The sequence below is a fragment of the Enterobacter sp. AN-K1 genome (assembly GCF_020971765.1).
GTDB lineage: Bacteria > Pseudomonadota > Gammaproteobacteria > Enterobacterales > Enterobacteriaceae > Enterobacter > Enterobacter hormaechei_C.
In genome coordinates, this window is the sequence record NZ_CP087390.1 from 4,532,004 (window position 1) to 4,544,948 (window position 12,945).

Annotated in this window: 14 protein-coding genes; 11 read left to right on the plus strand and 3 right to left on the minus strand. The window is 57.1% G+C overall.

Features of this window, described 5'->3' with window-relative positions; genetic code table 11:
* From LOC22_RS21490 to LOC22_RS21510, 5 genes are read left to right on the plus strand one after another with little or no spacing between them, the layout of a single operon-like run.
* Positions 1-1,533 (plus strand): ABC transporter substrate-binding protein, encoded by a 1,533-nt coding sequence (locus LOC22_RS21490; protein ID WP_104879897.1) that lies wholly within the window; start codon positions 1-3, stop codon positions 1,531-1,533.
* Positions 1,534-1,556: 23 nt separating this feature from the next.
* Positions 1,557-2,579, plus strand: coding sequence for an ABC transporter permease (locus tag LOC22_RS21495; protein ID WP_047726573.1), 1,023 nt, complete (start codon positions 1,557-1,559; stop codon positions 2,577-2,579).
* Positions 2,576-3,472, plus strand: a complete 897-nt coding sequence (gene ddpC / locus LOC22_RS21500) for a D,D-dipeptide ABC transporter permease (RefSeq protein WP_230239194.1) — start codon at positions 2,576-2,578, stop codon at positions 3,470-3,472. Before LOC22_RS21495 ends, ddpC begins: the two co-directional genes overlap by 4 nt.
* Positions 3,469-4,455, plus strand: coding sequence for an ABC transporter ATP-binding protein (locus tag LOC22_RS21505; RefSeq protein ID WP_230239195.1), 987 nt, complete (start codon positions 3,469-3,471; stop codon positions 4,453-4,455). The genes ddpC and LOC22_RS21505 overlap by 4 nt, the downstream gene beginning before the upstream one ends.
* The gene (locus tag LOC22_RS21510; protein WP_045345153.1) at positions 4,448-5,374 is read left to right on the plus strand and encodes an ABC transporter ATP-binding protein; all 927 of its coding nucleotides are present in this window, start codon (positions 4,448-4,450) and stop codon (positions 5,372-5,374) included. Before LOC22_RS21505 ends, LOC22_RS21510 begins: the two co-directional genes overlap by 8 nt.
* Here the strand turns inward: LOC22_RS21510 and LOC22_RS21515 are convergent.
* Positions 5,371-6,120 (minus strand): SDR family oxidoreductase, encoded by a 750-nt coding sequence (locus tag LOC22_RS21515; protein WP_003857073.1) that lies wholly within the window; start codon positions 6,118-6,120, stop codon positions 5,371-5,373. The two genes, LOC22_RS21510 and LOC22_RS21515, sit on opposite strands and share 4 nt — an antisense overlap.
* 137 nt (positions 6,121-6,257) lie before the next feature.
* Between LOC22_RS21515 and LOC22_RS21520 the strand changes: the two genes are divergently transcribed.
* Entirely contained in the window at positions 6,258-7,163 is a 906-nt protein-coding gene (locus LOC22_RS21520; RefSeq protein WP_017382315.1) for a LysR family transcriptional regulator, read from the plus strand.
* A gap of 23 nt (positions 7,164-7,186) precedes the next feature.
* Here LOC22_RS21520 and LOC22_RS21525 read toward each other — a convergent pair whose 3' ends face one another.
* Both LOC22_RS21525 and LOC22_RS21530 read right to left on the minus strand, forming a co-directional pair.
* Positions 7,187-7,615 carry an OsmC family protein gene (locus tag LOC22_RS21525; protein WP_003857069.1) on the minus strand — a complete coding sequence of 143 codons (429 nt, stop codon included), beginning with the start codon at positions 7,613-7,615 and terminating at the stop codon, positions 7,187-7,189.
* Positions 7,616-7,684: 69 nt separating this feature from the next.
* Positions 7,685-8,572, minus strand: a complete 888-nt coding sequence (locus tag LOC22_RS21530) for a LysR family transcriptional regulator (protein WP_023303768.1) — start codon at positions 8,570-8,572, stop codon at positions 7,685-7,687.
* A 111-nt stretch (positions 8,573-8,683) separates the two neighbouring features.
* Here LOC22_RS21530 and LOC22_RS21535 point away from each other — a divergent pair, with 111 nt between their 5' ends.
* The 5 genes from LOC22_RS21535 to LOC22_RS21555 all read left to right on the plus strand — a co-directional run bounded on the left by LOC22_RS21535 (position 8,684) and on the right by LOC22_RS21555 (position 12,572).
* A complete protein-coding gene (locus tag LOC22_RS21535) occupies positions 8,684-9,535 on the plus strand; it encodes a Vmh family MBL fold metallo-hydrolase (protein WP_058700716.1) in 852 nt (283 codons plus the stop codon).
* Positions 9,536-9,586: 51 nt separating this feature from the next.
* Positions 9,587-10,108: a VOC family protein gene (locus LOC22_RS21540; protein ID WP_017693390.1), complete on the plus strand. Its 522-nt coding sequence runs from the start codon at positions 9,587-9,589 to the stop codon at positions 10,106-10,108.
* A gap of 141 nt (positions 10,109-10,249) precedes the next feature.
* The gene (gene bdm / locus LOC22_RS21545; protein ID WP_015570485.1) at positions 10,250-10,465 is read left to right on the plus strand and encodes a biofilm-dependent modulation protein; all 216 of its coding nucleotides are present in this window, start codon (positions 10,250-10,252) and stop codon (positions 10,463-10,465) included.
* 95 nt (positions 10,466-10,560) lie between these two features.
* A complete protein-coding gene (sra, locus tag LOC22_RS21550; RefSeq protein ID WP_000841561.1) occupies positions 10,561-10,698 on the plus strand; it encodes a stationary-phase-induced ribosome-associated protein in 138 nt (45 codons plus the stop codon).
* Positions 10,699-10,874: 176 nt separating this feature from the next.
* A complete protein-coding gene (locus tag LOC22_RS21555) occupies positions 10,875-12,572 on the plus strand; it encodes an NAD-dependent malic enzyme (protein ID WP_006810704.1) in 1,698 nt (565 codons plus the stop codon).
* Positions 12,573-12,945: the final 373 nt, after the last annotated feature.

Below are 12,945 nucleotides of genomic sequence, written 5' to 3' on the forward strand. Positions count from 1 at the left end.
ATGAAAACTACGCTGCTTACAACCCTGATTGCCGCTACGCTCGCCCTGAGCGCCCCTCTCGCGCTGGCGGCGGTGCCAAAAGATATGCTGGTGATTGGGAAAGCTGCCGATCCGCAAACGCTGGATCCGGCGGTCACTATCGATAACAACGACTGGACGGTGACCTACCCCTCGTACCAGCGTCTGGTGAAATACAAGCCTGGCACCACGGAGGTGGAAGGCGATCTGTCGACGGGCTGGAAGGCGTCTGACGACCAGAAAGAGTGGACGTTCACCCTGGCAGATAATGCAAAATTCTCCGACGGCACGCCGGTGACCGCCGAAGCGGTCAAGCTGTCGTTTGAACGTCTGCTGAAAATTAATCAGGGACCTTCCGAAGCGTTCCCGAAAGATTTGAAAGTGGACGCGGTGGATGAGCATACGGTGAAATTCACCCTCAGCCAGCCGTTCGCCCCGTTCCTCTACACGCTGGCCAATGACGGCGCGTCGATCGTCAACCCGGCGGTGCTGAAAGCCAATGCCGCCGACGATGCGCGCGGTTTCCTGGCGCAAAACACCGCGGGTTCCGGACCGTTTATGCTGAAAAGCTGGCGGAAAGGTCAGCAGCTGGTGATGGTGCCCAACCCACACTGGCCGGGTGAAAAGCCGCACTTCAAGCGCGTCTCGGTGAAGATTATCGGTGAAAGCGCCTCGCGTCGCCTGCAACTTTCCCGTGGCGATCTGGATATCGCCGACGCCCTGCCGGTGGATCAGCTTGCTGCCCTGAAGCAGGAAGGCAAAGTGGCCGTGGCGGAATACCCGTCCCTGCGGGTGACCTACCTCTATCTGAACAACAGTAAGCCTCCGATGAATCAGGTGGATTTGCGCCGTGCGGTCTCCTGGGCCACCGATTATCAGGGGATGGTGAAAGGCATTCTCAGCGGGAACGGCAAGCAGATGCGCGGCCCGATCCCGGAGGGCATGTGGGGCTTCGATGCGAACGCCATGCAGTACAGCTTTGACGAGGCTAAGGCCAAAGCGGCGCTGGAGAAAGTCAACGATAAACCGGCCAGCCTGACGTTCCTCTACTCCGATAACGACCCGAACTGGGAGCCTATCGCCCTCTCCACGCAGGCGAGCCTGGGCAAGCTGGGGATTAACGTCAAGCTTGAGAAACTGGCGAACGCCACCATGCGCGACCGCGTCGGCAAAGGTGATTATGACATTGCGATTGGTAACTGGAGCCCGGACTTCGCTGACCCGTACATGTTCATGAACTACTGGTTCGAATCGGACAAAAAAGGGCTGCCGGGTAACCGCTCATTCTATGAGAACAAAGAGGTCGATGCATTGTTGCAGGCGGCACTGAAAACCACCGATCAGGCGGAACGCACCAAAAATTACCAGCAGGCGCAGAAAGTGGTGATTGACGAGGCGGCTTACGTTTATCTGTTCCAGAAGAACTATCAGCTGGCGATGAACAAAGAGGTCAAAGGCTTCACCTTTAATCCGATGCTTGAGCAGGTCTTTAACATCGCCACCATGAGTAAGTAACGGCCCACGCCGGGGGGAAGTGTATGACGTTCTGGAGCATCGTGCGCCAGCGCTGCTGGGGGTTAATCCTGGTGGTGGCCGGTGTCTGTATTATTACTTTTATTATTTCACACCTGATCCCCGGCGATCCGGCCCGCCTGCTGGCCGGTGACCGCGCCAGCGATGAAATCGTGCAGGGCATCCGCCAGCAGCTGGGGCTGGATCAACCGCTCTATATTCAGTTTGGCCGCTATGTAGAGGCGCTGGCGCACGGCGATCTGGGCACCTCCATTCGCACCGGTCGCCCCGTTGCGGAAGATTTGAAATCCTTTTTCCCCGCCACGCTGGAGCTGGCCTTCTGCTCTTTGCTGCTGGCGCTGGTGATTGGCGTACCGCTGGGCATTTTATCGGCGGTGTACCGTAACCGCTGGCTGGATCACCTGGTGCGACTGATGGCGATGACGGGCATCTCGACGCCTGCCTTCTGGCTGGGACTGGGGGTAATCGTTCTGTTCTACGGGCAACTGCAAATTCTGCCTGGCGGCGGCAGGCTGGACGACTGGCTCGATCCGCCTGCCCACGTTACCGGCTTTTATCTGCTGGACGCCCTGCTGGAAGGCAACGGCGAGGTGTTTTTCAACGCCCTACAGCACCTGATTCTACCCTCCCTGACCCTGGCCTTTGTGCATCTGGGTATTGTGGCGCGTCAGGTGCGTTCCGCGATGCTGGAGCAGCTGAGCGAGGATTATATTCGTACCGCCCGCGCGAGCGGGTTGCCGGGCTGGTACATCGTGCTGCGCTACGCCTTACCCAACGCCATGATCCCCTCCATTACCGTGCTCGGGCTGGCGCTGGGCGATCTGCTGTATGGGGCAGTCCTTACCGAAACCGTGTTTGCCTGGCCGGGAATGGGAGCCTGGGTGGTGACCTCCATTCAGGCGCTGGACTTCCCTGCCGTCATGGGCTTCGCGGTCGTGGTATCGCTGGCCTATGTCTTCGTCAATCTGGTGGTGGATCTGCTGTATCTGTGGATCGACCCGCGAATCGGGCGCGGAGGTGCCGAATGATGTTAACTCAGGAAACGCCCGTCCCTGTCAGCACCGCCAAACAGCGCATCAACTGGGCAAAGCTGTTCTGGATGCTACGCAAAAGCCCGCTCACGCTGATCGGCGGGGTCATTATGATCGTGATGCTGCTGATGATGGTGGTCTCGCCGTGGATAGTCCCGCACGATCCGAACGCGCTGGATCTGACCGCGCGATTGCAGGCGCCTTCAGCCCAGCACTGGTTTGGCACCGATGAGGTAGGCCGGGATCTGTTCAGTCGCGTGCTGGTAGGCAGCCAGCAGTCCATCACGGCGGGGCTGGCGGTGGTGGTGATTGCGGGCGGCATCGGTTCTCTGCTCGGCTGTTTGTCCGGCGTACTCGGCGGGCGCGGCGACGCCATCATTATGCGTATCATGGACATTATGCTCTCCATCCCCTCGCTGGTGCTGACGATGGCGCTAGCCGCCGCGCTCGGCCCAAGCCTGTTTAACGCAATGCTGGCGATTGCGATTGTACGCATTCCGTTTTACGTGCGGCTGGCACGCGGGCAAACGCTGGTGGTGCGCCAGTTTACCTACGTACAGGCCGCCCGCACCTTTGGCGCATCGCGCTGGCACCTGATCAGCTGGCATATCCTGCGTAACGCCCTGCCGCCGCTGATCGTTCAGGCATCGCTGGATATCGGCAGCGCCATTCTGATGGCCGCCACGCTGGGCTTTATTGGATTAGGCGCGCAGCAACCCACCGCCGAATGGGGCGCGATGGTGGCCGTGGGGCGTAACTACGTGCTTGACCAGTGGTGGTACTGCGCGTTTCCGGGGGCGGCAATTCTGATCACGGCAATTGGGTTTAATCTGTTTGGCGATGGTCTTCGCGACCTGCTGGATCCCAAATCAGGAGGGAAGCAGTCATGAGTGATTCCGTATTATCAATTGAAGATTTGCACCTGAGCTTCCCCATTTTTCGCGGTGACGTCCACGCGCTAAATCACGTTTCGCTGGAGATTGGCCGGGGTGAAATTGTCGGCGTGGTGGGCGAATCTGGCTCGGGAAAATCGGTCACTGCAATGCTGGCGATGCGCCTGCTGTCGGAAGGCAGTTACCATGTTCACCATGGCCGGGTCACGCTGCTCGGGGAAGATGTCCTGAATGCGTCGGAAAAACAGCTTCGTCAGTGGCGCGGCGCCAGGGTGGCGATGATTTTTCAGGAGCCGATGACGGCGCTCAACCCCACGCGCCGGATTGGCAGGCAAATGGTGGAGGTGATCCGCCAGCATCAGTCGCTTTCCCGCCGCGACGCGCAGCAGAAGGCGATCGCCCTACTGGGCGAGATGCAAATCCCGGATGCGGCACAGGTGCTGGATCGCTATCCGTTTGAGCTTTCCGGCGGCATGCGCCAGCGGGTGATGATCGCCCTTGCCTTCTCCTGCGAGCCGGAGCTGATCATTGCCGATGAGCCGACCACCGCGCTGGACGTGACCGTTCAGCGTCAGGTGCTGCGTCTGCTGAAACACAAAGCGCGCGCCAGCGGGACGTCGGTGCTGTTTATCAGTCACGATATGGCGGTGGTATCGCAGCTTTGTGACCGGATGTACGTTATGTACGCGGGCAGCGTGATCGAAAGCGGCAGCACGCAGACTTTGATCCACCATCCTGTACACCCCTATTCGATTGGCCTGCTGCGGTGTGCCCCGGAAAATGGTGAACCGCGCGAGATCCTTCCGGCCATTCCCGGCACGGTGCCTAACCTCAGCCACCTCCCGCGCGGATGTGCTTTTCGCGAGCGCTGTTTTGCTGCCGGAGCGAAATGCAGCGAAACGCCGCGCTTAATTTCCACGGGCGCAGAAGGCCAGCAGGCTGCCTGCTGGTACCCACAACAGGAGACACGCCATGTCTGAGGTACTGCTGGAACTGGATAGCGTGCATGTGAATTTTCCTGCGCGCAAAAACTGGCTGGGGCGCGTGACGGAGCAGGTACACGCCCTCAACGGCATGGATCTCCGGATCCATCGCGGCGAAACGCTGGGCGTTGTAGGGGAATCCGGCTGTGGAAAGAGCACGCTGGCGCAGCTGCTGATGGGCATGCTCAAACCGAGTACCGGTGCCTGTCAGCGCGCGAATGCGGCAGGCGGTATGCAGATGGTATTTCAGGACCCGCTCTCGTCCCTCGACCCGCGTTTACCCGTCTGGCGCATCATTACCGAGCCGGTGTGGATACAGCAACGCCGCAGCGAACGGGAGCGTCGTCAGCTGGCTGAGACGCTGGCGCAGCAGGTGGGCATTCGGGCGGAATATCTTGACCGCCTGCCGCATGCGTTTTCGGGTGGACAGCGCCAGCGCATCGCTATTGCCCGGGCGCTCTCTTCGGATCCGGACATCATCGTGCTGGATGAACCCACCAGCGCGCTGGATATTTCCGTCCAGGCGCAGATCCTCAATTTGCTGGTTGCCCTGCAACAGCAGCGAAATCTGACCTACGTGCTGATCTCGCACAACGTCTCGGTGGTCCGGCACATGAGCGACCGGGTGGCGGTAATGTATCTGGGGCAGATCGTGGAGCTGGGTCCGGCGGACCAGGTGCTGGGCAAGCCACGGCATCCGTATACGCAGCTGCTGCTTGACTCCGTTCCCCGTACCGGAGAACCGCTGGACGAAGATCTGGCATTACGCAAAACCGATCTCCCCGGTAATCGCCGCCTGCCCGATGGCTGCTACTTCCGCGACCGCTGCCCGCTGGCAGTTGAAGGATGCGAACGGCCGCAGCCGCTTCAGCCCGCAGCCGGAGACCGAAGCGTACGCTGCTGGCGTAACCGCTAGATTTGCGCCATCCCGCCATCGACAAACAGCTCCGTGGCGTTTATAAAGCTGGCGGCATCGGACGCCAGAAACGCCACGGCTTTTCCGACTTCGCCCGGCGCGCCCAGGCGACCCAGCGGCACCTGGGCCGCCAGCGCATCGTATAATCCCTGACGCTGTTCTTCGGGAACCAGATCGCCAAGACCGGGCGTTTTCACGGGGCCAGGGCTGACGACGTTGACGCGTATCCCGCGGCCCTGTAAGTCCAGCGCCCAGGAGCGGGCAAAGTTACGCACGGCGGCTTTACTGGCGCTGTAGACGCTAAAATTCGCCGTCCCCTTAATTGAAACCGTCGATCCGGTGAGGATAATGGATGAACCAGAGGAGAGCAGCGGCAGCGCTTTCTGGACGGTAAACAGCACGCCGCGCACGTTGGTGGCAAAAATCCGGTCAAACTGCTCCTCGGTGATGGCGCCCAGCGGCAGCATGTCGCCGCCCCCGGCGTTGGCGAACAGAATATCGAGCCGTCCTTCTTCTTTAGCAATCTGCGCGTAAACCGCATCCAGATCGGCCATTCTGGAGACGTCCGCGCGGATAGCTACCGCCGCGGCGCCAATGTCTGCCCGCGCAGCATCCAGTTCGGCCTGACGACGTCCGGTGATATAGACCTTCGCTCCCTGCGCCGCCAGCTCCTGTGCCGTTGCGAGACCAATACCGGTGCTGCCGCCGGTCACCAGAGCGATTTTTCCTGCAAGCGTTGTATTCATACTCATAACCTTCTGTTGTGATGTAAAAGAGGAGCGTTTGCCCGCGTCAGGCAGACTTTAGATCTTGCGGGATTCGTGATAAACGGGCAAAAATGAAAATGAATTTTCACAGCAGGAAATAATCAGAGGAGATCTGTGTGGATCAGCTAATGGCAATGCGCGCCTTTACGCGGGTGGTTGAATCCGGAAGCTTTACCCGAGCGGCAGACTCCCTGAACATGCCGATAGCTACGCTGAGTAAGCTGGTAAAATCACTTGAAGCGCACCTGGAAACACGGCTGCTGCATCGTACTACGCGCCGGGTGGTCACGACGGCAGAAGGCATGGAATACTACGAGAAAGCGCTGCGGGTATTAATCGATATAGAGGACATTGATACCGCCTTTCGCGCATCGTGCTGCACGCCTAAAGGCCATTTGCGTATCGACGTGGGGGGGTCAACCGCCCGGGACGTGTTGATCCCCCTGCTGCCGGATTTTTTTCAGCGCTACCCGGACCTGCGCATCAACCTGGGGGTAGCCGACCGTCCGGTAGACTTAATCAGTGGAAACGTAGACTGCGTGATCCGCGGCGGCCCGCTGGATGACTCTTCGCTTATCGCCCGGCATATCGGTGACGCCCGGATGCTAGCCTGCGCGACGCCGGGCTATCTTAAGACTCACGGCATCCCTGCCTATCCGCAGGAGCTGCGCAACGGCCATAAGCTGATTAGCTACCTTTCCCCCGTTACCGGACGCGCATTCCCGTTTCGGTTCCTCGATCGGGGTGAACCGCTGGAGATCAGCGTTCCGCACCATCTTGGAGTCAATGAAAGCAACGCACACCTGGCCGCGGCGCTGGCGGGTTTAGGGATTATTCAGACGTTTGGCTATGCTGCGAGAGCGCATCTGGAAACGGGCGCGCTGGTAGAGATCCTGAGCGACTGGCGTCCTAAGGCGTATCCTTTTCACGTGGTCTATCCACAGAGTCGGCATTTAACACATCGCCTGAGAGTGTTTATTGCGTGGCTTGCCGAGGTCTTCCCTGCGGCGGTGAAAGGTTAGCCGGGCATTTGCCCGGCCAGATATCAGTTCAGTTTGTAATCCAGCGTGATTTCGGCTTTCAACAGCTGCGACACCGGACAACCCGCCTTCGCTTTCTGAATAATGCCGTCGAACTGCTGCGGATCGATACCCGGTACCGTCACCTTGCTTTGCAGCGCCACTTTGCTGATGGCAAAACCACTGTCGGTTTTATCCAGCGAGACATCCGCCGTGGTATCGATGGAATCGGCGGTATAACCCGCTTCGCCCAACATTAGCGACAGGGCCATAGAGAAACAGGCCGCGTGCGCTGCGCCAATCAGCTCTTCCGGGTTGGTCCCTTTTTCGCCCTCGAAGCGGGTGTTAAAGCCGTAAGGTTGCTGGTTAAGGACGCCACTCTCTGTTGAGACCGTCCCTTTGCCGCGTTTGATGTCGCCAGACCAGTGTGCTGAACCGTGCTTATGAATCGTCATTCTTGCTCTCCTTTTGGCTTACAAAGGGATAAGTATAGGACGCATAATCCATTTTGCAGGGAAGACAGACTAGTCCGAGCGCGTGGCAAGGTGGTTTGCCAGCGCGTCGAGGAACACACGCTGCGCCGCAGGCTGATAGTCTCGCGACTGATAAATACCAAAAATACCGATTGGTTTTGGCGTAAAGGCGCTGAGCACCGGCACCAGGCTGCCCTGCCTTAGCGCCGCGTCGGCCTCGCGCTCGGGCAGCATGGCAATACCACAGTGGTTTATCGCCGCCTCCATCAGCAGTGACGAGATGCTGGCGCTGAGATTGCCGCTGACCGCCGTCGTGATCGGCTCCCCTTCGGGCGTCAAAAAACGCCACGACTGACCGGCAAAAAAGCTGTAATGCAGGCAGTTGTGCCGTGCTAAGTCCTCCAGCTGCTCTGGAACGCCCCGGCTGGCAAGGTAGTGCGGCGAAGCGCAAAGTACGGACCGACACTCTCCCAGTCGGCGGGCGATCATGCCCGGTTCGGGGTTATCGGTGATGCGGATCGCCACGTCAATTCGCTCGCCCACCAGGCTTACCGGATGGTTATTAACATCCAGCTCAATGCGCAGCTGAGGGTAACGCTGCAACAGATCGGGCAGCACCGGAGCGATAATCTGCATCGCGGTGAAATGCGCGCAGGCGACGCGAAGCGTACCTGAGGGTAAATCCTTCACTGACTGATCTTCAATTTCCTGAGAAATTTGCGAGAGCGTACGCGTCTTTTGCAGGACCTTCTCTCCCGCCGCCGTCAGCGTCAGCTTGCGGGTGGAGCGGTTCACCAGCCGCGCCCCGGCCCACTTCTCCATCTGCTCCAGATAACGGCTCACCATCGGACGGGAGATCCCCAGCGCCCGCGCCGCCGCGCTTAAACTCCCCAGCTCACAGATGCGGTTGTACACCTGGGCGGCAATAACGCGATCCATTCTGACCTCCATTTGCTCGATTTATGAAACTAAGCATCTCCTGTTTCAGGAATTCTGGCAAATGAAGAGATCCGTACAATAGAGACTTTCCTGAAGAACAGAGAGATGACCATGACCATCGCCCGCCTTGCTTTGCTGACAACCCTTTTCACTCCGGCCGTCTTTGCCGCGCCGTTGACCGTTGATACGTACAACCCGCAGGAAAAAGGCATTTTTGCCGTTTCTTCCACCCTGGTGTCTGGCCCAAAAGAGGCGGTACTGTTTGACGCCCAGTTCAGCGTGAAAGATGGCGAAGCGCTGGTAGAAAAAATTCGCCACAGCGGTAAAACGCTGAATAAAATCGTGATCACCTCCGGCGATCCGGATTTCTATTTCGGCCTGCAACCGCTGGTGAAAGCCTTCCCTAATGCCAAAGTTGTCGCCACGCAACAGGTGGTGGACCATATCAAGGCCACAAAAGACGCGAAGCTCGCCTTCTGGGGGCCACAGATGAAAGACGGCGCGCCGACGCAGCTCTACGTGCCGCAAGTGCTTGCCTCAACCACCTTTATGATTGACGGTGAAAGAGTGAATATTGAAGAGCCTGAGAGCTATGCGGCGTATGTCTGGATCCCATCCGCAAAAACCATCCTCGGCGGCACGGGCGTCTCATGGGGCATTCACGTCTGGACGGCAGATACCCAAACGCCGGAAAGCCGCAAACAGTGGCAGCATACGCTGGATAGCATGGCAGCCCTTAAGCCCGAACACGTTATTCCGGGCCACTACCTGGGGACACCGCCAGCAGGTACCGGCGCTATCGACTTTACCCGTCGCTATCTACAGCAGTTTGAACAGGCCCTCACGGCAGATAAAGCGTCAACCGGCGTCATCAACACAATGAAAAAACAGTGGCCGAATCTGGCGGAAGCCAGTTCGCTGGAACTGAGTGCCAAAGTGAATACCGGCGAAATGAAGTGGTAATAGCCTGATTATCTCCTGCTATATTTAAATTTTTTATAGCAGGAGTTAACTATGCCATCGTCAGTAAGGGGCATCGACCATATTGGTATTACGGTGCCCGACATTGAAAAAGCCACCCTATTTTTTGAACGCGCTTTCGACGCTCAGGTTTTATATCATTCTGTCGATGCGCAAACCGATAATATTGATCAGCCCGCCCAGCAGCACACCTTAAAATTATTTCCCGGCACAAAAATTCACGCCATTCGCATGCTCGTCATGCCCCACGGACCCGGCATAGAACTTTTCGAAATGCATGGCCCTGAACAGGGAATGCCCGCCCGCGCCAGCGACTTTGGCCTCCAGCATTTTGCTGTTTATGTTGATGATTTTGATAAGGCGATAGCCGCTTTCACCGCTGCTGGCGGGGAGATGTTTACCGCGCCAAAGCCGCTCACGTTTCCGGATGAGCAAGGTGAAGGTAATGCTTTCTGCTATGGGCAAACCCCCTGGGGCAGCATTGTAGAATTGATTTCCTGGCCAACGCCCATGCCTTATGAAAAAACGACAAATTTACGCCGCTGGAAACCCTGAATTTTATTTCTGTGCTACGGGAGATGATATTTTTATTTCCAGGACGAATCTGAACCACAACGGCGAAAATATTTGCCAATCTGAATGCGAATTACGATTTTGCACGCCGTAACATTAAACAGACAACGACACGGAGGCAGCATGTTTACTTATTACCCGGCACATACCACAGCAGCACAACCCGAACTCGTTAACGCGATTGCGCAGGGTCTTCAGGCGGAGCACGGTGTTGTTACCGAAGATGACATTTTGATGGAACTGACCAGGTGGGTGGAAGCCACAGACAATGACATCCTCAGTGACATCTACCAGCAAACCATCAACTATGTCGTTAGCGGGCAAAATGCACCTTTGTAAAAACCTGCTAAGCTGGATCTGCAACCTAAGGGGTTACATTTCGTTTGCGTGAGCAAACTTGTCCTTAAAACTATCAACGGGATTGAGGAGTTAATATGAAATCGAACCGTCAGGCACGCCACATTCTGGGACTGAACTACAAGCTCTCTAACCAGCGCAAAGTGGTTATTGAAGAGGGGAGCGAAACGCAAGTGACCCACGCCACCGGCAGGAAACGTCAGGCAGGCAAGTAAGTTCCAGTACGAAATCCACAACACCATCGGTTACCCCGGTGGTGTTTTTGTTTATGTGTTGCGGTAATTAATATTTAGCTCCTTTATAATACCGCCCGACCGCACCCCGTAGCACAGGCCAGAAAGATGACAAACAGCAGTGTCAGGGACGGATCTTCTTAAAAAGAGTGAGTGACATGGACAACAAACTGAAAAAACATCGTTCCCTTTATATTCCTTACGCCGGTCCGGTTTTACTGGAGTTTCCCCTTCTGAACAAAGGCAGCGCCTTTAGCATGGAAGAGCGCAGCAGCTTTAACCTGCTGGGTCTGCTGCCTGAAGTGGTTGAAACCATTGAAGAACAGGCGGAACGCGCCTGGATCCAGTATCAGGGCTTTAAAACCGAAATCGATAAGCACATCTACCTGCGTAATATCCAGGACACCAACGAAACCCTCTTCTACCGCCTGGTGCAGAACCATCTCGAAGAGATGATGCCCGTCATTTACACCCCAACCGTCGGCGCGGCGTGTGAACGCTTCTCAGAGATCTACCGTCGTTCCCGCGGCGTGTTCATCTCCTATCAGAACCGTCACAACATGGACGACATTCTGCAAAACGTGCCTAATCACAACATCAAGGTGATCGTGGTAACCGATGGCGAACGTATTCTGGGCCTTGGCGACCAGGGCATTGGCGGGATGGGGATCCCCATCGGTAAGCTCTCGCTGTATACCGCCTGCGGCGGGATCAGTCCGGCCTACACCCTGCCGGTGGTGCTGGACGTAGGGACCAACAACCAACAGCTGTTGAACGATCCGCTGTACATGGGCTGGCGTCACCCGCGCATTACCGACGACGAGTACTATCAGTTTGTTGATGATTTCATCCAGGCCGTGAAGCACCGCTGGCCGGACGTGCTGTTGCAGTTCGAAGACTTCGCACAGAAAAACGCCATGCCGCTGCTGAACCGCTACCGCGATGAGATCTGCTCGTTCAACGATGACATTCAGGGCACTGCGGCAGTGACCGTGGGGACGCTGATTGCCGCGAGCCGTGCGGCAGGCAGCCAGCTCAGCTATCAGAAAATTGTCTTCCTGGGTGCAGGCTCCGCGGGCTGCGGCATCGCCGAGCAAATTATTGCCCAGACCCAGCGCGAAGGCTTAAGCGAAGAGCTGGCTCGCTCCCGCGTCTTTATGGTGGACCGTTTTGGCCTGCTGACCGACGGTATGCCAAACCTGCTCCCGTTCCAGACCAAACTGGTGCAGAAGCGTGAAAACCTGAAAAACTGGGATACGGATAACGAAGTGCTCTCGCTTCTTGACGTGGTGCGCAACGTGAAGCCGGACATTCTGATCGGCGTATCCGGGCAGACCGGCCTCTTCACGGAAGAGATTATTCGCGAGATGCACAAGCACTGCGAACGCCCTATCGTGATGCCGCTGTCTAACCCGACTTCACGCGTGGAGGCAACGCCGCAGGATATCATCGCCTGGACAGAAGGTAAGGCACTGGTCGCGACCGGCAGCCCGTTTGATCCGGTGCTGTGGAAGGACAAACTCTATCCCATCGCACAGTGCAATAACTCCTATATCTTCCCGGGTATTGGTCTGGGGGTTATCGCCTCCGGCGCGTCACGCATCACCGACGAAATGCTGATGTCCGCGAGCGAAACGCTGGCAGGTCACTCACCGCTGGTGAATAACGGTGAAGGCCTGGTACTGCCGGAGCTGAAAGACATTCATAAAGTGTCCCGCGCAATTGCCTTCGCGGTAGGCAAAATGGCGCAGCAGCAAGGCGTCGCGGTGAAAACCTCTGCCGATGCGTTGCAGCAGGCGATTGACGATAATTTCTGGATGCCGGAATACCGTAGCTATCGTCGTACTTCTATTTAAGCATTGCCCCTCACCCAGCCCTCTCCCCAAAGGGGAGAGGGTGAAAACCGCACCGGACAGTCCCCTCGCCCCTTTGGGGAGGAGGGTTAGGGTGAGGGGAATATACGGCACCTCCCACTAGCCAAACCCATTTTCCCCCGCTACACTCCCTTCATCCATTAACCTACTGAATATATAAGGAGGCCAATTATGCTGTACTGTGAAATTTTCAATGTTTCACATACATTTGGTGATCGCACCAGCTCAAGCGTTATCGGTATCGTGCTGCGATAACTTCCGCTTGAGCGAAGACACCAACCCCTGAAATCCCTTCTCTCGGGCTTACTGAGTTATCGTCAGCGATGTTTGACGAGGCATAAACATGCCTGTAACT